Below are 24,440 nucleotides of genomic sequence, written 5' to 3' on the forward strand. Positions count from 1 at the left end.
GTTGGGATTAAACCACGCCGGTGCAATGGCGGCCAGCGGACGGCGTTAGCCCAGCGTCACGGCCCGGCCCTGCGCCTTGGCGAGGTACAGCCCGGCATCGGCGCGGCGCAGCATGGCCTCGATGCTGTCCGACTCCGACAGGCGCATGGCGATGCCGGCGCTGTAAGACAGGTCGAAATCGAGTGTCGGCAGCACATAGTCGGTCAGCCAGTCGCGCAGGCGACGGTCGTAGGCGCGGACGGCGGCGATGTCGGCGCAGTTGAGCAGCACGCAGAATTCCTCGCCGCCGTAACGGCAAAAGACGTCGCCGGTGCGGCTGACCGCCCGCAGCGCCGCCGCGAAGCGCTGCAGCGCGCGGTCGCCGGCGGCGTGGCCGCGCGTGTCGTTCAGTTGCTTGAAGTGGTCGAGGTCGAGCATCAGCACGCCCATCGGCTGCTGATAGCGCACGCTGATCGCCAGGTCGATGCCGGCCTGCGCCAGCCAGGCGCGGCGATTGAGGGCGCCGGTCAGGCCGTCGACCGTGGCCAGGCGCTCCAGCTCGCGCGCGGCCTCGTCGCGGTGGGCCAGCAGGATGGCCGCCAGCGACAGCACCACCGTGACGTTGGCCACCAGCGCGAACACCAGGTTGACGACGTGCGGCGCGAAGAAATGGGGAAAGTCGGCGGTGTAAAAGGCGCCCAGCGCGCCGCGCCAGGCCGTCACCACCATCTGCGCCAGCAGCGAGATCACCAGCAACCAGCGCCAGCGGCCGACCGGCGCCTGCGGCCGGCGGCACAGCGCCATCGCCACCATTGCCATCTGCAAGGCCAGCAGGCCGTTGGCCCAGCCGACGCGAAACGCGTAACTCGAAAAGCCGGCGCCGTAGCCGAGCGTCAGCAGTACCGCGATGATGGTCGGCGCACGGGCGGTGGCCTGGCGGCCGCACCACAGGTCGAAGGCGACCGCGTTGAACGCCAGGCCGCCGGCGATGCAGCCCATCGACAAGGTCGACAGCACGCGGTCCAGCGAGCCACCCGGCGCGCACACGCTCGACAGCAACAACAGCACCCAGCCGGCCGTTTGCAGGGCGACGCCAACCTGGGCCCGGCGCGCCGGCCGGTTGACGTGTCCCATGAAATACGGCAACGCTACCGCCATCGTCAACATGTTGAGCGTCATGGCGATGAGCAGGGTGGAAACGTCGATGTGCATGAAATACCACGGGAGGGCGTGGCTGGGCGCGGCACGCGGATCGATAGTATAACTTACAACCATCTGTTCCATCGGACAACTTTGTAAGCAATGCCACAACGCGTTGCCAGGACGATATCGGCTACACTGCGGCCTGCGCTTATCTACCGCTTTACCTACCGCTTACCCACAAAGGACTATCGATGGAAAATTTCCCGGAGTTGCTCGAGACGTTGACGCAGCAGGAGCACGAGCTGCAATTTACCGCTTTCGGCAGCGATACCGCGCTGGCGCTGGGCTTGAAGGTGATCGAGCTGGCCAAGCACCGGCAAAAGAGCGTCACGGTCAACATCACCGTCAACGGCAAGGTGCTGTTCCACCACGCGATGCAGGGCGCCTCGGCCGACCAGGCCGACTGGATACGCCGCAAGAACAATGTGGTGGCGCGCTTCGGCCGCTGCTCGTTCTTCATCGGCATCGACCACAAGCATCGGGGCGTGGCGTTCGAGGAAATCAGCTATCTCGATCCGGCCGACTATGCGGCCCACGGCGGCGCGTTCCCGATCACGATCCGGAACGTCGGCATGATCGGCACGGTGACGGTGTCCGGCCTGCGCCAGGCGGAAGACCACGCGATCGCCGTCGAGGCGCTGCGCGCGGTGCTGGTGTAAGGTCAGTAATGCGGTGGCGGCTCGTGCGCGAGCGCGCCGCCGCTGTTGCCTTGCGCCTGGTCGCGCACGTGCTGGACCAGCGCGGCGCACATCTGCTCGAGCTTGTCGATCTGCTGCTGCTGCTCGTAGACGCGCTGGTTCAGCGACTCGACGATGTGTTCCTGGTGCGCCAGTTTGATTTCAATATCGATGAAGCGGTCTTCGGTGTTGCCCACGGCATGCTCCCTGCTGGAAAGCATGCATTCTAACCGCCATTCACTCCACGCTTACTTTACGTAGACGCCGCCGCACAGCACCATATCGTCTTCCGGCACGCAATACATGGTCTTGGGCTCGATCTTGCCGTTGGTGGGATTGGTGAACTTGTAATCCTGCCAGAACGGCTTTTTCTTTTTGGCCATCTCGACCCGCTCCTTGACGAAGAACTTGCCGTCGACGTCGCGGATCTCCATCAGGTTCTTGCCGATCATCTTGGGGTTGGCGCCATGCGCGCGCACCGTGCCGTCCAGGCCGTAGATCACCACGTACAGGTCGCGGTCGACGAACGGGCCGTCCTTCTTGCCGATTTCGGCGTAGGTTTTCTCGTTGCCGTTGGCCTTCCAGTATTTGAGGGCCTTGCCGACCATGGCCTCGGCCTCCGGCTTGGTGGCGAATTCGGCGCCATGGGCGGCGGGCAGCAGCGCGCAGGACAGCAGCAATGCAGCGATAAGTCGGGTACGCAAGATGTCACCTCCGGAAAGCATAAGCGACCACAGCGGTCGGCAGTCGATGCTAGCACATTGCTTGCCGACAACGCGCGCTTATCGACCGCTCAGGGCTTCGCTTCCGGCTTGGGTGTGGCTAAAAGTTCCTTCATCCTTGCCAGCCGCTCTTTGGGCGTGATGATTTCGGACTCGACCGGCGCGGCCGTGCCGACGTCGAGTTCCATTTCCTTGATGAAGCGCGACGGGTCGCAATGGACCTGTTCGCCGGCGCGCTTGCGCTTTTTGCACCATGTGATCTGCAAGGTGCGCTGGGCGCGCGTGATGCCGACATACATCAGGCGCCGCTCCTCCTGCACCCGGGCGGCGATGGTCTCGGCCGGCGCGTCCGGGTCGCCCTTGTGCGGCAGGATGCCCTCCTCGACACCCACCAGGAACACGTGCGGATACTCAAGTCCCTTGGAGGCGTGCAGGGTCGACATGCGCACCGCGTCCGGGTCTTCGTCCTGGCCCTCCAGCATCGACATCAGCGCCACCATCTGCGTCAGTTCCAGCACGTTCTTCTCGTCGCCGTCGCGGTCCTTGCCGCCGCGGCCGCGCTCCTTGAGCCAGTTGGTGAACTCCAGCACGTTCTGCCACTTGCCCTGCGCCGCGCGCTCGTCGAACATGTCGTACAGATAGGACTCGTAGTTGATCGCCTCCAGCAGGTCGTCGAGCACCTGGGCGGCGTTGTCGCCGCTGCCGCTCGGGCCGGGACGGCTGGCGCGCGATTCGAGATTGTTGATGAAGTTGCAAAAGTCGCGCAGCGGACCCAGTTGGCGATCGTTGAGCAGCGCTTCGATGCCCCCCTTGAACACCGCCTCGAACAGCGAGCATTGCCACTGGCCGGAGAAGGTGCCCAGCGTTTCCATGGTCGACTGGCCGACGCCGCGCCGGGGCGTGGTCACGGCGCGGATGAAGGCCGGATCGTCGTCGGTGTTGGCCAGCAGGCGCAGGTAGCTGATGATGTCCTTGATCTCGGCCTTGTCGAAGAAGCTCTGGCCGCCGGAGATCGTGTACGGAATGCGCTCCTTGCGCAGGCTTTGCTCGATGATGCGCGCCTGGTGGTTGCCGCGATACAGGATGGCGTAGTCGGACCACTTGTTCTTGCGCTGGAAATGGTCGGCCGAGATCATGATGGCCACCTGCTCGGCCTCCTGGTCGTCGTTGGCCATGCCAAGCACGTTGATCGGCTCGCCCAGGCCGTGCTCCGACCACAGCGACTTCTCGAACAGCTTGGGGTTGTTGCCGATCACCGCGTTGGCGGCCTGCAGGATGCGCGTGGTGGAGCGGTAGTTCTGCTCCAGCTTGATCACCTGCAGGTCGGGGAAGTCGGTCTGCAGGGTCTTCAGGTTTTCCACCGAGGCCCCGCGCCAGGCGTAGATGGCCTGGTCGTCGTCGCCCACGGCGGTGAACATCGGCTTCTTGCCGACACCCGTCACCATCAGCTTGACCAGCTCGTACTGGCAGGTATTGGTGTCCTGGTACTCGTCCATCAGCAGGTAGCGCAGGCGGCGCTGCCACTTGTCGCGCACCGGCTCGTTGCTGCGGAACAGTTCCACCGGCAGCCGGATCAAATCGTCGAAATCGACCGCCTGGTAGGCCGACAAGGTCGCCACGTAGCTGGCGTAGATGCGCGCCGACTGCGCCTCGTCCTCGTCCTTGGCCTGCTGCAACGCGATGGCCGGATCGATAAGGCCATTTTTCCACAGCGAAATGTCGGTCTGGATGCGGCGGATCACCTGCTTGTCGGTGGTGATGGCCAGATCCTGGATCAGCGAGCCGCAATCGTCGCTGTCCATGATCGAAAAGCGGTCCTTGAGGCCGACACCGTTGGCTTCCTGGCGCAGGATCTTGACGCCCAGCGAATGGAAAGTCGACACCGTCAGCTGCTTGGCCTGCTTGGGCTGCTTGAGCAGCTTGGCGATGCGCTCCTGCATTTCCAGCGCCGCCTTGTTGGTGAAGGTCAGCGCGGCAATGGTGCGCGGATCGTAGCCCCGGTCCTCGATCAGGTGGGCGATTTTCTGCGTGATCACGCGCGTCTTGCCCGAGCCGGCGCCGGCCAGCACCAGGCAGGGGCCGTCCAGATAGGTCACGGCTTCGCTTTGCGGGACGTTGAGGCCGAATTGTGGTGCTTTGGACATCGGGGGACGATCTGACGGGGAAATAGCCAGCCATTGTAGCAGCGCTGGCCCCGGCCGGCAGGCCCGGCGCGGGCCTTGATGACATTTGCGTTACCATATTGGCCTGGAGCGCAAACGCGCCCGCTTTTACACGGCTGAGCTATGAAATTCGAACATTTAATTGAAATTAACGACCCGCTGAATCCTTTGATCGACGCCCTGACCGTCGAGCAGTTGTGGGCCGGCCTGGTGCTGAGCGCCGAATCGCCGAAATTGTTCGTGCCGCATCTGGACGATTGCGTCGTCGACGAGCGCACCGACAACGGTTTCCGCCGCCGCCGCCGCTTCGGCGAGCTGGTGGTCGAGGACCGCGTGGTGCTCGAACCGATGCGCCAGCTGCGCTACGAGGTCGCGCCGCAGCCGGAGATCAGCCGCCAGAGCCTGACGGTGACCATCGAAACCCCGACCGCCGACACCCTGTACGTGCGCTTCCAGTACCAGGACGACCACGACGCGGCCACCGACGCGGCCAACGCCATGTACGACGAGTTCCGTAAATCGGCTTATCAGGAGTCCGACATCGACATGATCCGGGTGCTGCGCGACCTCGCTTCGCAAGGCAGGCTCGGCGCCACTTTGAACTAATCCGTTAGAAAGCCGCCGCGCGGCCCCACACCTGTTCCATGCGCAGCGGCGGCGCGTTCAGCGCGGCCACCTGGGCATTGCTCAGCACCTCGCGGATCGCGTGCAGCGGCACGCGCGTGTCGCGCTCGAGAAACACCTCCAGCGGCGCGCCGCGCGGGCCCAGCACCGACTCCACATGCGGCGTCGTCGATTGCAGCCCGCGGCGCGACACCACCGCCACCTCGCCGTTGATCAACCGGACATAACTGCCGATGGGATAGATGCCCAGCTCGCGGATCAGCAGCGCCGCCAGATTGGTGTGCAAGGTGGTCCGGGCTTCCAGCAGCATCTCGCGCAACGCCGCGTTGGCCGCCATCGGCGCACGGTAGCCGCGTTCGGACACGCGGGCGCAGTAGCGGTCGGCCAGCGTGACCAGCTTGGCCAGCGGCGGAATCTGCGCGCCGGCCTTGCCGTACGGGTAGCCGGTGCCGTCCTCGTTTTCATGGTGGTGCAGCACGCAGTCGAGCCAGGCCGGCTCGGTGACACCGGCCTCGCCCAGCAGGCGCGCGGTCAGCTCCGGGTGGGCCAGCATGCGGGCGCGCTCGACCGCGTCGAACGGCGCCGCGCCGTCATGCCAGCGCTGGTGATGCTCCAGCATGCCCAGGTTCATCGTCAGCGCGGCCACGGTCACGGCCATGATGTCGTCAGCCGAACGCTCGCGGGCGCGCGCCAGCACTTGGGCGACGATGGCGGTGTCGATGCAGTGGCGCACCGGATAAGGCGACTGCCGCTGGTTGTGCAGGATGCTGGCGGTGGCGATATCGACGTTGAGCGAGATCGCGTCGCCCACCAGGGTCGCGATCTCTTCGAGCTTTCGGCGCACGCCAGGCGGCGCCACGCGGCCGGCGATGGCCTGCTGCAGCCCCTGCAGTTCCAGGCACGCCCAGTTGAGCTTGCGCAGCACGGACTCCGGCTCGGTGGCGCCGGGCGGCTGGTCGCTATAGTCTTCGAAGTTGCCGCGCTCGATCAGATAGGCGATCTGGTTGGCGCTGGCGATCATATGTCCCTTACGAACCAGCAAGGCGCCGGTGTCGCTATAAACATTCCACGGAATCAGCATTCCCAACTTCAAATCCGCCGCCGTGACCTTACGTATCTTCATCAAACCATTACCAAACTATCAAAATTGCAGCATAAAGGTTCCTGATGGCAAAGTGTGACTTTTTTTGTATCGTTATGTGACATTCAGCACTCATGGCGCAGGCGTGCAATCGACGCAGGGATCGTCGTGCTTGGGCTCGTTCGCCAGCTGATGCGCCAGGTCGCGCAAGGCGGTGCGCACGCCCTCCTCCACCACCGGATGGTAAAACGGCATGTCCAGCATGGCAGCCACGCTCAGCCCGGCCTGGGCCGCCCACGACAGCAGGTGGCCGATGTGCTCGGCGCGCGGGCCGATCATCTCGGCGCCCAGGAAGCGGCCGCTGCGGAACTCGCCGTACACGCGCAACATGCCCTTGTTTTGCAACATCACGCGGCTGCGGCCCTGGTTCTCGAACGATACCTGGCCCACCGCGAATCGGCCCTTGTGCGTTGCGCACAGTTCCTCGTGGCTGGTGCCGGCCGTGGCGATCTGCGGCTCGGTGAAGGCGATCGTCAGCGGCGTGCGGCGCAGGCCCGGCTTGACGTCCGGAAAGCGGGCCGCGTTGTCGCCGGCGATACGGCCCTGGTCGGCCGCCTCCGGCAATTGCGGGCGCTCGTTGTCGGCGTCGCCGGCAATGAAAATCGGACTGTCCTGGCATTGCATCGTGTATTTGTCGTACAGCGGGATGCCGTGATGGTCGCGCTTGAGGCCGGTGTGCTCCAGACCCAACTCGTGCACGTTCGGGCGCCGGCCAACCGCCGACAGCAGATGGCTGAAGCGCTCGGTGCGCTGCTCACCGTCCAGGCGGGTGCTGGTGACGATCAGCTGCTCGCCGTCGAGCTCGACGTTGGTGACCTTGGTTTCATAGCGGATATCGAGTTCCTGGCTCATCGCGCGCCGCGCCACCGTCAGCACGTCCGGGTCGCTCAGCTGGGCGATGCTTTCGCCGCGCGCGAAAATAGTCACGCGCACGCCCAGCCGGTGCAGCGCCTGCCCCAGTTCCAGTCCGATGATGCCGGTGCCGGCGATGGCGATCGATTCCGGCAAATCGGTCCAGTCGAACACGGCGTCGCTGTTGATGACGCGCGGACCGGCGGCGGCCCACTCCTCCGGCACGATCGGGGTCGAACCGGTGGCGATGACGAAACGCTCGGCCTCGACCACGGTGTGGTCGTCCACCTGCAGCGTGTTTTCACTGACGAAGCGCGCGTGGCCGTGGAGCTTGTCGGCGGCCGGATAGCCGTCGACCGCTTCGACAACAAAGCCGACAAACCGGTCGCGCTCGGCACGCACGCGCGCCATCACGGCCTTGCCGTCGATGCGCACCGGCCCCGGATGGACGCCGAAGGCAGGCGCCGCCTTCGCCGCGTGCGCCGCCTCGGCCGCTGCGATCAGCAGCTTGCTGGGCATGCAGCCGACCCGGGCACAGGTGGTGCCGTAGGCGCCGCTCTCGATCAGCACAGCCTTTTTGCCGCCGGCGGTGGCCGCGCGGTAGGCGGTCATGCCGGCGGTGCCGGCGCCAATGACGGCAACTTCAGTTTTGATAGTCTTCATTACGCTGTTCCGTTTGATTTTCTAATTTTACTTTGAAGCAAAAGAGCATTAGTATTGCTTATTGAACTCAAATCTTATAAGCATCACTTATGGCTCCACTGGACTATCGCGCACTTGCCGTACTGGACGCTGTTGCCAGCCATGGCAGCTTTGAAAAGGCCGCCACCGCGCTCGGCATCAGCCAATCGGCCGTCTCCCAGCGCATCAAGGCGCTGGAAGACGCGGCCGGCCGGCTGCTGATCGTGCGCGGCCAGCCTGCCGTGCCGACCGGACTGGGCCAGCGGCTGGTCTCGCACCACCGCAACGTCAAGTTGATGGAAGCGTCGCTCGATATCGATCTCGGCAATAAGGTTAGCATGCCGGAGATTTCCTTGGCGATAGATGCCGCCAGTCTGGCCACCTGGTTTCCGCTGAGCTTGCAACCGCTGCTGTCGCCGCCGCGTTGCCAACTCAACATCCAGCAGGCCACGCGCGACATGGCCCTGCATCTGGTGCGGGAGGGTAGCGTATTCGGCAGCATCGCGGCGGCCCAGCCGCACGGCGATCATCCGGCCAACGGTCCGGCGGTCACGCCGCTGGGCAAGCTGCGCTATGCGTGCGTCGCCACGCCGGTGTTCGCCGGCCATTGGTTCGGCGACGGCTTCTCGGACGAGGCGGCGCGCCTGGCGCCGGCGGTGGTGTGCGACCGCGAGCTGATGGCCGGCTTCCTGCGCGACGTGCTCGACCTCGACGGTCCGTATCCGCACCACACGGTGCCGCTGTCGCCGGCCAGCGCCGAATGCATCCACGGCGGCCTGGCTTACGGGCTGATGCCGCTGTCGCAGGCCACCCGGCCGCTGGCCGACGGCCGCTTGGTCGATCTGGCGCCGGGCAAGTACGTGGATGTGGCGCTCAATTGGCACGCCTGGAACCTCGATACGCCGTTCACGCGCGCGCTCAGCGAGCAAATCATCGCCACCGCGCGCCGCTTCTTGCTGCAGTAGCTGCTGCAATAACAGTTAAATATCCAGCGGATCGACTTCCAGCGACCATTTCACGCGGCTTTTCATCTCGCGCAAGGTCCACAGCCAATCCTTTAAAAACGCCTGCAGCATGGGCCGCGACGCCGATTCGACCAGCAACTGCGCGCGGTCGACATTGTGCACCCGGGTCATGCTCATCGGGATCGGATCGTTGATGGTGATGCCCGGATGGTCGACGCAGTCGCGCGCGAGGGTCAGGAATTCGATGGCGGTCGCCAGCTCGGGCGCCTCGGCCCGCAACAGCGCCTGGAACAGGTACGGCGGCAGTGCGGCCTGCTCGCGCTCCTCCAGCAGCGCCGACGCGAAGTGATCGTAGTCGTGGTGCACCACCGCGCCGTACAGCGGATGCTGCGGATAGCGGGTCTGGATCAGCACCTCGCTGACGCTGCCGCCCTCGGTCCGGCCGGCGCGGCCGGCGCGTCCAGCCACCTGCATCAGCTGCGCGAACAGCCGCTCGCTGGCGCGGTAATCCTGCGAAAACAGCGCCGTGTCCGGGTTAAGGATGCCGACCAGCGTGAGCTTCTTGAAGTCGTGCCCCTTGGCGACCATCTGCGTGCCGATCAGGATATCGACCTCGCCCCGGTGCACGGTGTCGAAGGCCGCCTGCGCGCTGCCCTTCTTGCGGGTCGAGTCGGCGTCGATGCGCAGCACGCGCGCTTCCGGGAACAGCGCCTGCAGGCCCTCCTCGACGCGCTGGGTGCCACGTCCCAGCGGTTGCAGGTCGACGTTGCCGCAGGTCGGGCAGTGGCGCGGAATGCGCAGCTCCAGGCTGCAGTGGTGGCAGCGCAGCCGGTGCTCGGGACGGTGCAGCACCATGAACGACGTGCAGCGCGTGCATTCGCTGATCCAGCCGCACGATTCGCAGCAGATCACCGGCGCGTAGCCACGGCGGTTGAGGAACAACAGCGATTGTTCGCCGCGCTCCATGCGCTGCTTGATGGCGGCGATCAGGCCGGACGTCAGGCCGTCCTTCGGCTTGTCGCGCTCCATGTCGATCAGTTTCACTTGCGGCAGCACCGCGTTCTTGACGGCGCGCTCGCGCAGTTCGAGCTTGCGGTAGCGGCCCGACTGCGCGTGGTGCCAGCTCTCCAGCGACGGCGTGGCCGAGCCGAGCACGATCGGAATACCCAGCTGCCAGGCGCGCCACACGGCCAGGTCGCGCGCGGAATAACGCAAGCCTTCCTGCTGCTTGTACGACGGGTCGTGCTCCTCGTCGATGACGATCAGCCTCAGGTTCGGCAGCGACGCCAGGATCGCCAGCCGGGTGCCGAGCACGATGCGCGCCCGGCCCTGGTGCGCGGCCAGCCAATGCAGCATGCGTTCGCCCTCGGACAGGCTGCTGTGCAAGGTGGCCAGCATCACGCCGGGGAAGCGCGCGCGGATATTGCCCTCCAATTGGGGCGTCAGGTTGATCTCGGGGACCAGGATCAGGATCTGCGCATCCGCCTCGCGCGCCAGCACCTGGGCGCACGCCTGCAGGTACACCTCGGTCTTGCCGCTGCCGGTCACGCCGTACAGCAAGATGGGCGTAAAGCCCGCCGCGCCGCCGATGGCGTCGGCCGCCTCCTGTTGCGATGGATTGAGCAGCGGCATGTTGAGCGGCGTGCCGTCGTGCGGCGCGTCGAGCTTGGCCAGCTTCTTGATCGCCTTGTCCAAGGTCAGCGGCGTGGGCGCGCGCAGGTTCTTCGGCAATCCCGGCAGCGCCACCTCGCCCAGCGGGCGCTGATAGTAGTCGGCCGCAAAGCCGGCCAGCGCCAGCCATTGCGCCGACAGCGGCGCCAGCTGGCTGCGAATCGCCAGCGCATCCTTCAATTTCCCGTCCGGCACGTCGGTCTCGGCCACGACGCCGACGATCAGCCCCATCACCTCGCGCGGACCGAAGGGGACGAACGCCAGCTGGCCGACTTGCGGCTGCTCCGCCGCGTCGCAGTACCAGCGGTAATCGAAAATGGCATTCAGCGGCGTGTCGAGCACCACCTGAAGAATGCAATGGTGAAAGAGGCCCTGCATAGTTCCAATCACATGAAATTCGGAGTTGCGGAATACTCCACAGCTTTTGTGGATAACTTTGTGGACAAGAGAATCTTAATTTGCGGAAACCAATCACTTAACAGTTGATAGCACCCGGCACACGGCAAATATCCGAAATTATTTTCCTTAAAAATCAAGTACTTGGAAAATCCCTCCTAGGAGCGGAAGAAAAGCGTTTTTTTCTCTCCAGCTGTGCATAAGTGAAGTATTTCAGATTATTTTTTAACGATTTCCGCCACTTTCCGGGGCTTTTTAATGGCCACTGGAAAGTACAACGTTCGGCCGATAACAACAAATTTTATACAGCCGGCGTACAAACGGTTTGCGCGCTCATAACTTCGTTATCAAGCCAGCCACGCTGCCTATAAATCGTGCAGCGCAACATAAACCTCATGCAAAACAACAACATTATGGCTAAGTCACGGTTTACTAAGTACTTTTATTTTTTATCCACAGTTTTTGTGGATAACTTTGTGGACAATGAAGAAATAAATCAGCGGAAGCCCGACTTATGGGTTTACAACCAGTACACACCCTCATCCTGAGGGTCAAAAATACTACTTATAAATCAATAACTTAGCTTATCTTCCGGGGCGACGAAAATAGTGCTGCCTGTTATTCTTGCACCGAAAAAAATTGTGCATAAGTCGGTTTGCTTTCCTCTACGCACCAATGAAAATGGGGCACGCTCCATCGGAACGTGCCCCACGGGTTTGCGACAGATCAAGACGCGCGCTGGGCCTTACTATAGGTGTGAACAGCTTCCACCATGGCGGCGACATTCTCGGGCGGCGTGAACTGCGAGATGCCATGGCCCAAATTAAATACGTGCCCATGGCCGTTTTCCGGCTTGCCGAAGGCGTCGAGCACCTTGTGCACTTCGGCGCGAATTTGTTCCGGGCTGGCGAACAGGATCGCCGGGTCCAGATTGCCCTGCAGGCCGACCTTGTCGCCCACCAGTCTGCGCGCCTGCGTCAGGTTCACGGTCCAGTCCAGGCCGACCCCGTCGGCGCCGATGTCGGCGATCTGTTCGATCCATTGGCCGCCGCCCTTGGTGAAGACGATGGCCGGGATCTTGACGCCGTCCTTATCCCTTTTCAACAACGACACCACCTGGCGCATGTAATCGAGCGAGAACGTCTGATAGGCGCCGTCGGCCAGCGCGCCGCCCCACGAATCGAAGATCATCACCGCCTGGGCGCCGGCATCGATCTGGGCGTTCAGGTACTCGGCCACCGCCCTGGCGTTGGTCGCCAGGATGTGGTGCATCAGGTCCGGGCGGTTGTACAGCATCTTTTTGATGGTGTGGAACTCGCGCGAGCCCTGGCCCTCGACCATGTAGCACGCCAGGGTCCACGGGCTGCCGGAAAAACCGATCAGCGGCACGCGGCCGTTCAACTCGGTGCGGATCTGCGTGACCGCCTTGAAGACGTAGTCCAGCGACCCCAGTTCCGGCGCGCGCAGCGCCAGCACGTCGGCCTCGGTTTTCAGCGGGCGCTCGAACTTCGGGCCCTCGCCTTCGACGAAATACAGACCCAGGCCCATGGCGTCGGGCACGGTCAGGATGTCGGAGAACAGGATGGCGGCGTCCAGCGGGAAGCGGTCCAATGGCTGCAAGGTGACTTCGGTGGCGTAATCGGGATTGGTGGCCAGGCCCATGAAGGAGCCGGCCTTGGCGCGCGTGGCGCGGTATTCGGGAAGGTAGCGCCCCGCCTGACGCATCAGCCACACCGGGGTATGTTCGGTCGGCTGGCGCAACAACGCACGCAAGAAGGTGTCATTCTGAAGCGGAGCAAATTGTGGCATGAAAGGCAATCAAAAAGCGGGGAAAGGACTATTATCGCACTCCGCGCCGATTTTTTTGCGCGCAGGCTGGAACAATGCCCCGCCTTTCTCTATCATCCTAGCACCCCGCCCTACAGCCCAACCAACGCCCACGGAGCCACCATGACATCAGAAGCATTGACCATCGCCGAATACGGCACCTGGCCATCGACCATCAGCGCCGAACGGGTGGCGGCCGGCGCCACGCCGCTGTCATCGCTGATGCTGGGCGGCGCCGACGGCGGCGATATCTTCTGGCTGGCCGGACGCGCCGCCGAGGCGGGCCGCAACACGCTGCTGCGCCACCATGGCGCCGCCACCGACGAACTGACGCCGGCGCCGTTCAATGTGCGCAGCCGCGTGCACGAATACGGCGGCGGCGCCTACGCGGTCGATGGCGAGACGGTCTATTTCTCCCATTTCGCAGACAACCGTGTCCACCGGCTCGATTTCGCCGCCGATGACGAGTCCCAGGCCGCCCCGGTGGCGCTGACGACGGCCGGCAAGCAGCGCTTCGCCGATTTGGTGGTCGACCGCCCACGCGCGCGGCTGATCGGCGTGCGCGAACTGCACGCCGAGGATGGCCACGGCGAGCCATCGAACACCATTTGTGCGATCGGCATCGCCGACGGCGCCGAAACGGTCCTGGCGCAAGGCGCCGATTTCTATTCGTCGCCAAGGCTGTCGCCGGACGGTCGCACGCTGGCGTGGCTGACCTGGGACCACCCGCGCATGCCTTGGGAAGGCACGACCCTTTGGCTGGCCGAGTTCCAGGCCGACGGCACGCTGGCAACGCCGGTGCGTGTGGCCGGCGGCGCCGAGGAATCGATCTGCCAGCCGGAATGGTCGCCCGACGGCCTGCTGCACTTCGTCTCCGATCGCAGCGGCTGGTGGAACCTGTACCGCCGGTGCGCCGACCTGCGCATCGAGGCGCTGTGCCCGATGGACGCGGAATTCGGCTCGCCCCACTGGACCTTCGGCAATTCGATGTACGGCTTCCGCTCGGCTTCCGAAATCATCTGCACCTATATCGACAAGGGCGTGAGCCGGCTGGCGCGCCTGCTGCCGGGCAGCGGCAAGCTCGAAGCGATCGCCAACCCGTACGAGGAAATCCGCGAGCTGCGCGTGGCGCCCGGCTACATCGCCATGCTGGCGGGCGGCCCGTCGATCCCGCTGGAACTGGCGCGCATCGACTTTACCGAGGAAGGTGTGGAGATCCTGGCGCAGTCGATCGCCGACCTGCCCGACGAGGACAACCTGTCGATCCCCGCCAATATCAGCTACCCGAGCGCCAACGGGCGTACATCGCACGCGTTCTTCTACGCGCCGCGCAACCGCGACGTGCGTGCGCCCGACGGCACCAAGCCGCCGGTGATCGTTATCAGCCACGGCGGCCCGACCGGCATGACCGTCAACACGCTCAAGCTGGCGACCCAGTACTGGACCAGCCGGGGCTTCGGCGTGCTGGATGTGAACTACGGCGGCAGCACCGGCTTCGGGCGCGCCTACCGCGACCTGCTCAAGGGCCAGTGGGGCATCGTCGATGTCGAGGACTGCGTGGCCGGCGCCCGCGCGCTGGTGGAACGCGGCCTGGCCGACAACGATCGCCTGATCATCCGTGGCGGCAGCGCCGGCGGCCTGACGACGCTGTGCGCGCTGACCTTCCACGATGTCTTCAAGGTCGGCGCCAGCTACTACGGCGTCTCCGACCTGCAAGGGCTGGACGACGACTCGCACAAATTCGAATCGCGCTACACCGCCTACCTGATCGCGCCGCAACCGCAGGCGCAAGCGCTGTACCAGGAACGCTCGCCGATCAACCACACCGACAAGCTGGCGCGCCCGATGATCTTTTTCCAGGGCCTGGACGACAAGGTCGTGCCGCCGCAGCAATCGGAGATGATGGTCGACGCGCTCAAGGCGCGCGGCGTGCCGGTGGCCTATGTGCCGCTGGAGGGCGAAGGCCACGGCTTCCGCAGGGGCGAGAACATCGTGCGCACGCTGGAGGCGGAGCTGTACTTCTACCAGCGCGTACTGAAGCTGAACCCCGGCTTGCGCGATCCGTCGGCGGCAGCGCCTGTTCACATCGATAACCTGAAAGACTGATTGACGCATGGCCGACCCGAAGCTGCTTGCCGAATTTGACGCGCTTGAATTCAACGAAAAAATGATACTGGCGCTGCTCGCCCTGATTGGCGAGCCGGTCGGGCGCACCGCCATCCTCGATCACCTGAACAAGGCGCGCATCGAGGACAAGGACGGCCACCGCTACAACGTCGCCACGCTGGACGAATCGATGCGTAAGCTGGAACGGCTGGCCTTCATCAGCGTCGTCACCGGGCGCGGCTTCGCCTGCAATCCCAAGCTGCGCTGGCCGGCCATGCGCGCTTCGATCGGCACCCACGCGCTGGACGACCTGTGCGATGCCTACGACGAACTGGTGCCGATGCGCCAGACCTGGAATAGCGTCGAGCCGCGCAGCTACCGCGCCGGCATGGCGCGCCTGCGCATGGGTCTTTTGCGCGGCCAGGCGCCGCAGCAAGTCCAGCCGATCCAGGCTTTCTGCCTGGGCAGCTACGAGGCCGCGCAGCTGCACCCGATCATCGACATCTTCGGCCGGCCGTTCGAGCCGGGCATGATCGCGCGCGTCCATCCGCTTCTACAGGACGATGTGCTGGCGGTGCTGCTGGCAAACGCCAAACGCGAATTGCCGACCGTGCCGACGATTCGGGAGTTTTGCGAACAGCACCTGCAACGCCGGCTGGCCGCCAAGGACGACATCGGCCCGGAACTGCGCCTGGTGCTGGCGGAGGACGCCATCCTGTGCGGCCGCCTGGACGACGCCAAGCGTTATCTAGAACGCACGGCCGGCCCCCAAAGCCAGTTCCTGGCCAGCACCATCGTGCTGCTGCGCGGCGCCACCGGCGCGGCCCTTGCCGGCTACGAGGCGGCGCTCAAGCTGCTGCGGCGCGAAACGGGCAAGCGCAAACACCTGTTCGCCGGTATCGGTGCTTACCTTTATCTGCTGTCGCTGCTGCGCAGTGAAGACCCCAAACATCAAAAGGCGGCGGACGCCTACCTGGAGATCGCGGTACGGCTGCCAGCCAATTACGACACCGCCATCCACCAGCAGATCGACATGCTGCGCCAGATACGCGCCGGCACCATGCAAACGGATGTCGTCTCCGCGCTGCCTTGGGACCCAGCCCCACAGACGCAGTTGTTCCAGTGCCTGCTGTATTTTTGGCTGTCGCTGCCCCAGTTGGCAGAGCGGCGCCTGGAACTGCAGGAGCTGCGCGACAACGCCGAACGCGCCGGCTACCTGTTCATCGCGGCGCAAGCGGCGACCCTGCTCGGCCACCTGGGCGATGTCGAGCAGCAGCGCCACGCCGGCGCCCTGCGCACAAGCCTCGGCATTCCGGACATGACGGTGTGGTTCGAGCGTGAGGAAGCGTGGCAGCGGCAGTTGTCGGCGTTGATCAATCTTCAGCAGCCCGTCACGGCCGAAGCGGCCGGCGCTTCGCGCCTGGTGTGGCAGCTGACCTACGACAACCGCCACGGCCTGACCGACGTCGCGCCGGTCGAGCAAAAGCGCGATGCGCGCGGTTTGTGGAGCAAAGGCCGCGCGGTGGGACTGAAGCGGCTGCGCTTCGAGCCGGAGCAATTCTCCTTCCTGACGCCGCAGGACGTGCGCGTGTCGGAGGCCATCTCGGTGGCGCACCGCAGCTACCATTCCACCGGGCTGGCCTACGAGATCGATCCACAGCGCGCGGCCGTATCGCTGATCGGCCATCCGCTGCTGTTCTGGGCCGACGCGCCCGACACGCGGGTGGAGATGCTGGCCGGCGAGCCGGAACTGCTGATCAAGAAAAGCCCGGGCAACCTGGAGATCCGCCTGCAGCCGCGCATCCCGGACGACAATTCCTTCGTCATCGTCAGCAAGGAGACGCCGACCCGCCTGCGCGTGGTCAACATCCTCGACGAGCACCGCCGCATCGCCGCCATCGTCGGCGACAGCCTGACCGTGCCGGCGCACGCCGAGCAGCAGGTACTGCACGCGATCAGTTCCATCTCGTCGCTGGTGACGGTGCAGTCGGACATCGGCGGTGCCGCGCCGGACATGCAGCAGGTGGAGGCCGACACGCGCCTGCACGTGCACCTGCTGCCGTACCAGCACGGCCTGAAAATGCAGATCCTGGTGCGGCCGCTGGCCAACGGCGCCTATTACGCGCCCGGCGCCGGCGCCGACAGCGTGATCGCCGATGTCGGCGGCAAGCCGGTACAGGCGCGCCGCCAGCTGATCGACGAGCGTGACGCGGAACGTGAGCTGATCGCCAAGTGTCCGGTGCTGGAATCGGCCGAACAGGATCACGGCGAATGGCTGCTCGGGCAACCGGCGCTGTGCCTGCAGTTGCTGGTGGAGCTGCAGGAGATGAAGGCGGGCAGCATCGTGCTGGCCTGGCCGGAGGGCGAAAAATTCCGCGTCACCGCCAAGGTCGAGACCAAGCAGGTGCGCCTGTCCATCAAGAGCAACAAGGACTGGTTCGCGGCCAGCGGCGAAGTGCAGATCGACGAAGACAAGGTAATGGACCTGCGCACCCTGCTGGAGCTGATGCAGAAAAACCAGAGCCGCTTCGTGGAACTGGGCGAGAACCGTTACCTGGCGCTGACCGAGGAACTGCACCGCCGCCTGCGCGAAGTATCGGCGTATGGCGAATTGACCGCCGACGGCGTGCGCCTGCATCCGCTGGCCGCATTCGCGCTCGAGGAGCTGGCCGACGATGTCGGTGGCCTGAAGGCGGACAAGCTGTGGAAGGAGCACTTGCAGCGCATGGCGTCGCAGGCGGCGTTCGAGCCGCATCTGCCAAGCACTTTGCAGGCCGAGTTGCGCGACTATCAGGTCGAAGGCTACAACTGGCTGTCGCGCCTTGCCCATTGGGGCGTGGGTGCCTGCCTGGCCGACGATATGGGCCTCGGCAAAACCTTGCAGGCGATCGCGCTGATCCTGTCGCGCGCGCCGCAGGGCCCGACCCTGGTGATCGCGCCGACCTCCGTGTGCATGAACTGGATCAGCGAAACGGCGCGCTTTGCGCCGACCCTCAACGTCAAGCTGTTCGGCGCCGGCGACCGCGCCGGGACCATGTCGACCTTGCAGCCGTACGACGTGGTGGTGGCCAGCTACGGCCTGCTGCAGCTGGAGTCGGCGCTATTCGCCGGCGTGCAGTGGAACACCATCGTGCTTGACGAGGCACAGGCGATCAAGAACGGCGCCACGAAGCGCTCGCAGGCTGTCATGGCGCTCAAGGGCGACTTCCGCATGATCGCCACCGGCACGCCGCTGGAGAACCATCTGGGCGAGTTGTGGAACCTGTTCCGCTTCATCAACCCGGGTCTGCTGGGCAGCATCGAGCAGTTCAACCTGCGCTTCGCCGCGCCGATCGAGAAACCGCAGGACCACCGCGCGGAGCTGGGCGCGCGCAACCGCTTGCGGCGCCTGATCCAGCCGTTCATGCTGCGCCGGACCAAGGCCCAGGTGCTGACCGAGCTGCCGTCGCGCACCGAGATCACGCTGGAAGTCGATCTGTCGAAAGAGGAAACGGCGCTGTACGAATCGCTGCGCCGCACGGCGCTGGAAAACCTGGCCGCCGTCGAAGGCCCGGCCGAGAAGAAGTCGATCCAGATCCTGGCCGAGATCATGCGGCTGCGGCGCGCCTGCTGCAATCCGAACCTGATCGCGCCGGAGCTGGGGCTGGCCAGCAGCAAGCTGGCGGCGTTCGCGCATCTGCTCGAAGGGCTGCTGGAGAACCGCCACAAGGTGCTGGTGTTCAGCCAGTTCGTCGATCATCTGTCGCTGATCCGTGCGCACCTGGACGCCAACGACATCAGCTACCAGTACCTCGACGGTTCGACTTCGATGGCCGACCGCAAGAAGCGCGTGGACGCCTTCCAGGCCGGCACCGGCGACGTTTTCCTCATCAGTTTGAAAGCGGGCGGGGTCGGCATCAACCTGACCGCCGCCGACTACGTGATCCACATGGACCCGTGGTGGAACCCGGCAGTGGAGGACCAGGCCTCGGACCGCGCGCACCGCATGGGCCAGTTGCGCCCGGTGACCATCTACCGGCTCGTGGCGCGCCACACGATCGAGGAAGGCATTGTCGACCTGCACCAGCACAAGCGCGACCTGGCCGACAGCCTGCTCGAGGGTAGTGATGTGTCGGGCCGCATGTCGGCCGGCGAGATGCTCAACATGCTGCAGGAAGGCTTAAAAAAATAACACGAAGACCGCCTTGAACTTCATTGTGCCTGTCCTATCTTACGTCCATGGCGCCGCCCGGCGCCACGTTCATGTAAAGGAGAAACACGATGAAAACCATTGCGGAAGTTATGAGCAGGGAAGTCAGCAGCGTCTCACCGGAGGATTCGATCCGCCAGGCGGCGGAGATGATGGACGATCTGGATGTCGGCGCGCTGCCGGTCACCGAAGGCAACCGTCTGCTCGGCATGATCACCGATCGCGACATCACCATCCGCGCCACCGCCGCCGGCCTCGGCCCCGACGAGACCCAGGTGAACGAAGTGATGACCGAGGATGTCTGCCATTGCTACGAGGACCAGACCATCGATGAGGTGATGCAGGACATGCGCGATCTGCAAGTGCGCCGGGTGCCCGTGGTCAGCCGCGACACCCACACGCTGATCGGCATCGTCGCGCTGGCCGACCTGACCGATCCGGAAGCCGACACCGATCCCGAGGAAACCGCGGAAACGCTGCGCGATATTTCGGCGCCGATCGGCGGCGGGCAACAGTCCGCGCAAGCATAGGAAGATGGCGGCGAAATCTTTCTGTTCGGCTGGTTTGTCTTGTATCAAGCGCTCTCAAGTGGGCCGATTAGTGATAATCTCCAACGCTTCGACTTGGCCCGCTTGCCGCAGCATGATGTGGACACGCGTGCCTTGTCAAAATCAACACAAGGCTGCAGACGATGATCAAGACAAAAATTGCACTGGCTGTGGTGATGGCGGCACTCGCTTTCGCCCCGGCCGGCGCGGCGCCCACCAACAAGGACGCCAGCACCAGCAGTAAAAACAAGAACGCCAAGAGTAACAAAAGCGGTGGCAAAAGCGCCGTTAAAACCGGTACTAAAAGTGGCACCGCCAGCAAGGGCGGCGGCACCAGCAAGAGTGGCAAGAGCGGCAAAGGCAAGGCCGTGGCTGCCGCTGCGGCGACAACCGCAGTGGTCGCCACCAGGCCCGTCGCCGCCGCCGTGTCCGAACGGCGCCAGGATCGCTCGTTCGACACCCTCAGTAACCAATTCCTCAACGCATTGTGGCGCATCGACTCGGAAAGCGCGATCTACGCCGGCAAGTACGACACCGCCGCCACGCTGACCATTCCGGACGCGGCCACGCAAACCAAGGAACTGGCGTTCATCGACGACTGGAAACAGCGCTTCGGCAAGGTCAACGCCAGCCAGCTGTCGCCCAAACAGCGCACCGATCTGGCGCTGCTGATCAACAAGCTCGATAGCGACCGCTTCCGCCTGACCACCTTGCGCGAGTTCGAGTGGAACCCGGCCAGCTACAACGTCGCCGGTCCGCTGGACCTGATCCTGAGCACCGAATACGCGGCCCAGCCGCAGCGCCTGCGCACCCTGCTCAAGCGCATCGCCAGTATTCCGGCCTATTACGAGGCGGCGCGCAACAACATCGTCAACCCGACCCGCGAACACACGCGCCTGGCGATCAAGCAGGCGCCCGGCGTGCAGACAGTGCTGCTCGAGATCGGCAAGGCGGCGCAGGCGTCGATCCTGACGCCGATCGAGAAGCAGCAGTTCGCGCAGCGGGTCAACGCGGCGCTGACGGCGGTCGATAACTACGTGACCTTCCTGATCGAGATCGACAAGCTGATGGACACGCGTGGCCGTCGCACCTTCCGCATCGGCAAGGCGATGTACGAGCAGAAGTTTGCCTACGACATCCAGTCCGGCAGCACCGCCGAGCAGACCTACCAGAAGGCGCTGACCGCGCGCGAGGAACTGCTGACCAACATGGAGCGCCTCTCCGACGAAATGTGGGACAAGTATCTGCCGGGCGTGGCCAAGCCTGCGGACCGGTTCGCCAAGATCGGCATGATGATCGACAAGCTGTCGGCCAACCACGTGCGGCGCGAGGATTTCGTCAACGAAATCAAACGCCAGATCCCGGTGCTGCAGGACTGGGTGATCAGCAAGAACCTGCTGACCCTGGACCGCAACAAGCAACTTGAAGTGCGCGCCACGCCGGCCTATCAGGCGGGTGTGGCCGGCGCCAGCATCGACGCGCCGGGACCGTACCGGCCGCAGGACCGCACCTACTACAACGTCACGCCGCTCGACGGCGCGACGGCGGAGGCGGCCGAGAGCAGCCTGCGCGAGTACAACCACTGGATACTGCAGATCCTCAATATCCACGAGGCGATTCCGGGCCACTACGCGCAGCTGGTGTATGCCAACAAGTCGCCGTCGATCGTCAAGTCGATCTTCGGCAACGGCGCGATGGTCGAGGGCTGGGCCGTCTACGGCGAGCGCATGATGCTGGAGTCCGGCTACGGCGACAACGCGCCGGAAATGTGGCTGATGTATTCGAAGTGGAACCTGCGCAGCGTGACCAACACCATCCTCGACTACAGCGTGCACGTGCTGGGCATGACGGAGGAGCAGGCGGTCGACCTGCTGACGCGCCAGGCCTTCCAGACGCGCACCGAAGCGGTCGAGAAGTGGCACCGGGTGCAGGTGTCGTCGGTGCAGCTGACCAGCTATTTCAGTGGCTACAGCGAGATCATGGAATTGCGCGAGGAACGCAAGCAAGCCTTGGGGGACAAGTTCAACCTGAAGGAATTCCACGAGCAATTCCTCAGCTACGGCAGCGCGCCGGTACGGGTGATCAAGGGCTTGATGACGAAGTAGTTGCGCGGCAATGGTCGTGCGAAGCGGGGCGCTGGCGGAGACGTTGGCGCCCCGTTTTCATTAGGCCGCCGATTGGTCGCTTGCGAGTGCGCAAAGGCCTCATCCACCGATTCGATACGATGGTCGCTTAGCCCATGCAGGGCCGGTTCTGCTACGATAAATACCGGGAGTGATCATGACCATGCCGATCAAATTCGATACCCTTGAGTACGCCAGAAGGTTGGCGGAAGCTGGCATCCCGACCGATCAGGCCGATGCCCATGCGCAGGCGCTGAGCGACGCGCTGGCGACAGCCAGCGTCACGCCGGCCGAACTGGTGCTGGTGAGAAGCGAGCTTCTGTCGAGAATGGACATGCTGAAAAGCGAGGTGTATTCGCGCATCGACCTACTGAAAGGTGAGCTTTATGCGTATATCGACGCCCGTCTCGAGTCCAAACTGCGCCCGGTGCGCTGGTTGCTTGGCGTCACGCTAGCGGTGCAAGTGGTCACGCTCGGGCTGGTCGGCATGCTCTTTGCCAAGCTGCCGGGCTGATCAGGACTGCTTCTCTTCCGGCGCCGTCGACATGCGCACGAACATCGGCGCCACCAGCAAGCCCAACTCGAACAGCAGGCACATCGGAATAGCCAGCGAGAACATGCTGACCGCATCCGGCGGCGTAACGATCGCGGCGATGACAAACGCGCCGACGATGGCGTAGGGACGGATTTCCTTGAGCTTGGCCACGGTCACAAATCCCATGCGCACCAGGATCACCACCACCACCGGCACCTCGAAGGTCGCGCCGAAGGCCAGGCACATCGACATGACGAAGTCGAGATAGTTCTCGATGTCCGGCGTCACCGCGATGGACTGCGGCGAGAACTCGGCGATGAACTGGAACACCCGGCCGAACACCAGGAAGTAGCAGAACGCCACGCCCGACATGAACAGGAACGACGACGAAATGACCAGCGGCGCGATCAGGCGCTTTTCATGCGCGTAAAGGCCGGGCGCGACGAACGCCCACAGCTGGTACAGCACCCACGGCAGCGACAGGATAATCGAAATCACCAGGGTCACCTTCATCGGCACCAGGAACGGCGAAATGACGCCGGTGGCGATCATCTTCGAGCCGACCGGCAAGGACGCGATCATCGGCTGCGCGATGAAATCGTAGATTTGCGCCGGCCCCGGCCAGATCATCAACCCCAGGCACACCAGCGCCACGCCGATCGACGCCTTGACCAGACGGTCGCGCAGTTCGATCAGGTGGGAGATGAAGGTTTCTTCGCCGGGGTTCGGTGTAGTCATTAGTAGAAGCTAGCGTTGGTATTGCCGCGTGGGCGGAAACGGGCGACACGCGCCGCGCCGGAGGTCACATGCAGCTTGCCGCCGTGGCGCTGCTTGTACCAGGCCGGAATGGCGGCGCTGCGCACCACCTTCTTGCGGCGGAACTCGCGCGCCTTGCGCGCCAGGTCGTCGGTGCTGACGCTGCCGTACGAGGACGTGTCCGGGGTCGACGCCGGCGTATCGTGCCAGGCGTTTTCAACCTCGGAGATATTCTGCGAAATCGAGTTTTCCACATCGCTCTTGATGCTCTGGGCGGCGTCCTGCACCGTCTTGTGGAGGTTTTTCAGTTCCTCAAGCTCGATTTCGCGCGTGACCTCGGATTTGACGTCGTTCAGGTAGCGCTGGGCGCGCCCGTACAAGGTCCCGGCCATGCGCGCCACGCGGGGCAGCTTTTCGGGACCGATGACGATCAGCGCAACCACGCCGATCACAGCAAGTTTGGTAAGACCGAGATCGATCATAGGATATGCGCGTCAGCAAGCCGGGTCCGACGATAACTCGCGGACCCGCACCGGCTTACAGCTTGTTTTTCTCTTTGGCGTCGACGTCGATGGTGCCCGGCGCGGCCGGCGTGACCGGCTTGTCGTCGTCGCCCTTGACGCCATCCTTGAAGCCCTTGACGGCCTTGCCGATGTCGGAACCCATATTGCTCAGTTTCTTGGTGCCGAAGACCAGCATCACAATCACCAGAACGATCAGCCAGTGCCAAATACTAAATGAACCCATCATATTCCCCTTGCAAGGCGCATGCGCCCAGATTATCCGTTGATTCGAGAACCGCGTGCGACAGTATAAGCGAACAGCGGCGTGTCATGTAGATGTCATGTGGCAAGCGATATAACCACCGCCATGCCGTCCGGAGAACGGTTTTTACCGCTCGCCGCGCCAGGGGTGCGCGCCGCCGATCACGTGCAAATGCAGATGGTACACCTCCTGCCCGCCGTCCGGCCCACTGTTGATCACCGTCTTGTAACCGCCACCCGGCGTGCCGTCCGCATCATAGCTCACTGCACAACCGAATTCCTCTGCCAGACGGGGGGCAAGCGCCAGCATCTTGCCCAGCAACGGCGCCTCGTTGGCGCTGCAGTCGGACAGGGTCGCGATGTGTTTTTTGGGGATCACCAGCAGATGCACAGGCGCGGCCGGATGGATATCCTTGAACGCAAGCAACTCGTCATCCTCGTACACCGCCGTCGAGGGAATTTTCTTTTCGGCTATCTTGCAAAATAAACAGTTTTCCACGGCGACTCCATCAATTGGTC

General features: G+C 64.1%; 20 protein-coding genes. 8 read left to right on the plus strand and 12 right to left on the minus strand.

The window, feature by feature from the left end:
* Positions 1–45: 45 nt before the first annotated feature.
* On the minus strand, positions 46–1,191 hold the full coding sequence (locus ACZ0BA_RS22040) for a GGDEF domain-containing protein (RefSeq protein ID WP_463453305.1): 1,146 nt from the start codon (positions 1,189–1,191) through the stop codon (positions 46–48).
* Positions 1,192–1,373: 182 nt separating this feature from the next.
* Here ACZ0BA_RS22040 and ACZ0BA_RS22045 point away from each other — a divergent pair, with 182 nt between their 5' ends.
* The gene (locus tag ACZ0BA_RS22045; RefSeq protein WP_463453306.1) at positions 1,374–1,841 is read left to right on the plus strand and encodes a heme-degrading domain-containing protein; all 468 of its coding nucleotides are present in this window, start codon (positions 1,374–1,376) and stop codon (positions 1,839–1,841) included.
* A gap of 2 nt (positions 1,842–1,843) precedes the next feature.
* Here ACZ0BA_RS22045 and ACZ0BA_RS22050 read toward each other — a convergent pair whose 3' ends face one another.
* The 3 genes from ACZ0BA_RS22050 to ACZ0BA_RS22060 form a co-directional block, all read right to left on the minus strand.
* On the minus strand, positions 1,844–2,056 hold the full coding sequence (locus tag ACZ0BA_RS22050) for a SlyX family protein (RefSeq protein ID WP_090324563.1): 213 nt from the start codon (positions 2,054–2,056) through the stop codon (positions 1,844–1,846).
* Between the two features lie 51 nt (positions 2,057–2,107).
* Positions 2,108–2,563: a cache domain-containing protein gene (locus ACZ0BA_RS22055; protein ID WP_463453307.1), complete on the minus strand. Its 456-nt coding sequence runs from the start codon at positions 2,561–2,563 to the stop codon at positions 2,108–2,110.
* 89 nt (positions 2,564–2,652) lie between these two features.
* Entirely contained in the window at positions 2,653–4,725 is a 2,073-nt protein-coding gene (locus ACZ0BA_RS22060; protein WP_463453308.1) for a UvrD-helicase domain-containing protein, read from the minus strand.
* 141 nt (positions 4,726–4,866) lie between these two features.
* Between ACZ0BA_RS22060 and ACZ0BA_RS22065 the strand changes: the two genes are divergently transcribed.
* Positions 4,867–5,349: an AtaL-like protein gene (locus tag ACZ0BA_RS22065; protein WP_463453309.1), complete on the plus strand. Its 483-nt coding sequence runs from the start codon at positions 4,867–4,869 to the stop codon at positions 5,347–5,349.
* A 4-nt stretch (positions 5,350–5,353) separates the two neighbouring features.
* On the opposite strand, the gene ACZ0BA_RS22070 is transcribed toward ACZ0BA_RS22065, so the two are convergent.
* A complete protein-coding gene (locus tag ACZ0BA_RS22070; RefSeq protein WP_463453310.1) occupies positions 5,354–6,490 on the minus strand; it encodes an HD-GYP domain-containing protein in 1,137 nt (378 codons plus the stop codon).
* Positions 6,491–6,580: 90 nt separating this feature from the next.
* The gene (locus ACZ0BA_RS22075) at positions 6,581–8,023 is read right to left on the minus strand and encodes a dihydrolipoyl dehydrogenase (RefSeq protein ID WP_463453311.1); all 1,443 of its coding nucleotides are present in this window, start codon (positions 8,021–8,023) and stop codon (positions 6,581–6,583) included.
* 89 nt (positions 8,024–8,112) lie between these two features.
* Between ACZ0BA_RS22075 and ACZ0BA_RS22080 the strand changes: the two genes are divergently transcribed.
* Complete coding sequence (locus ACZ0BA_RS22080; protein ID WP_463453312.1) at positions 8,113–9,006, plus strand: ArgP/LysG family DNA-binding transcriptional regulator; 894 nt, start codon at positions 8,113–8,115, stop codon at positions 9,004–9,006.
* A gap of 15 nt (positions 9,007–9,021) precedes the next feature.
* On the opposite strand, the gene ACZ0BA_RS22085 is transcribed toward ACZ0BA_RS22080, so the two are convergent.
* The gene (locus ACZ0BA_RS22085) at positions 9,022–11,055 is read right to left on the minus strand and encodes a primosomal protein N' (protein WP_463453313.1); all 2,034 of its coding nucleotides are present in this window, start codon (positions 11,053–11,055) and stop codon (positions 9,022–9,024) included.
* Positions 11,056–11,799: 744 nt separating this feature from the next.
* Positions 11,800–12,882 carry a uroporphyrinogen decarboxylase gene (hemE, locus tag ACZ0BA_RS22090; RefSeq protein ID WP_463453314.1) on the minus strand — a complete coding sequence of 361 codons (1,083 nt, stop codon included), beginning with the start codon at positions 12,880–12,882 and terminating at the stop codon, positions 11,800–11,802.
* A 141-nt stretch (positions 12,883–13,023) separates the two neighbouring features.
* On the opposite strand from hemE, the gene ACZ0BA_RS22095 reads away from it, so the two are divergent.
* From ACZ0BA_RS22095 to ACZ0BA_RS22115, 5 genes are all read left to right on the plus strand, one after another.
* Positions 13,024–15,006 (plus strand): S9 family peptidase, encoded by a 1,983-nt coding sequence (locus ACZ0BA_RS22095; RefSeq protein ID WP_463453315.1) that lies wholly within the window; start codon positions 13,024–13,026, stop codon positions 15,004–15,006.
* Between the two features lie 7 nt (positions 15,007–15,013).
* Entirely contained in the window at positions 15,014–19,177 is a 4,164-nt protein-coding gene (locus tag ACZ0BA_RS22100; protein WP_463453316.1) for an SNF2-related protein, read from the plus strand.
* A gap of 89 nt (positions 19,178–19,266) precedes the next feature.
* Positions 19,267–19,725, plus strand: coding sequence for a CBS domain-containing protein (locus tag ACZ0BA_RS22105; RefSeq protein ID WP_463453317.1), 459 nt, complete (start codon positions 19,267–19,269; stop codon positions 19,723–19,725).
* Between the two features lie 161 nt (positions 19,726–19,886).
* Positions 19,887–21,848, plus strand: a complete 1,962-nt coding sequence (locus ACZ0BA_RS22110; protein ID WP_463453318.1) for a DUF885 domain-containing protein — start codon at positions 19,887–19,889, stop codon at positions 21,846–21,848.
* Positions 21,849–22,023: 175 nt separating this feature from the next.
* A complete protein-coding gene (locus tag ACZ0BA_RS22115; protein ID WP_463453319.1) occupies positions 22,024–22,380 on the plus strand; it encodes a CCDC90 family protein in 357 nt (118 codons plus the stop codon).
* Here the strand turns inward: ACZ0BA_RS22115 and tatC are convergent, their stop codons facing one another.
* The 4 genes from tatC to ACZ0BA_RS22135 all read right to left on the minus strand — a co-directional run bounded on the left by tatC (position 22,381) and on the right by ACZ0BA_RS22135 (position 24,420).
* On the minus strand, positions 22,381–23,139 hold the full coding sequence (gene tatC, locus ACZ0BA_RS22120; RefSeq protein WP_463453320.1) for a twin-arginine translocase subunit TatC: 759 nt from the start codon (positions 23,137–23,139) through the stop codon (positions 22,381–22,383). It abuts the gene before it with no gap.
* On the minus strand, positions 23,139–23,639 hold the full coding sequence (gene tatB, locus ACZ0BA_RS22125; RefSeq protein ID WP_463453321.1) for a Sec-independent protein translocase protein TatB: 501 nt from the start codon (positions 23,637–23,639) through the stop codon (positions 23,139–23,141). The genes tatC and tatB overlap by 1 nt, the downstream gene beginning before the upstream one ends.
* Positions 23,640–23,694: 55 nt before the next feature.
* Positions 23,695–23,904, minus strand: a complete 210-nt coding sequence (tatA, locus tag ACZ0BA_RS22130) for a Sec-independent protein translocase subunit TatA (RefSeq protein WP_463453322.1) — start codon at positions 23,902–23,904, stop codon at positions 23,695–23,697.
* Between the two features lie 144 nt (positions 23,905–24,048).
* Complete coding sequence (locus tag ACZ0BA_RS22135; RefSeq protein ID WP_463453323.1) at positions 24,049–24,420, minus strand: histidine triad nucleotide-binding protein; 372 nt, start codon at positions 24,418–24,420, stop codon at positions 24,049–24,051.
* Positions 24,421–24,440: the final 20 nt, after the last annotated feature.

This window comes from Duganella sp. AC917 (assembly GCF_979258245.1).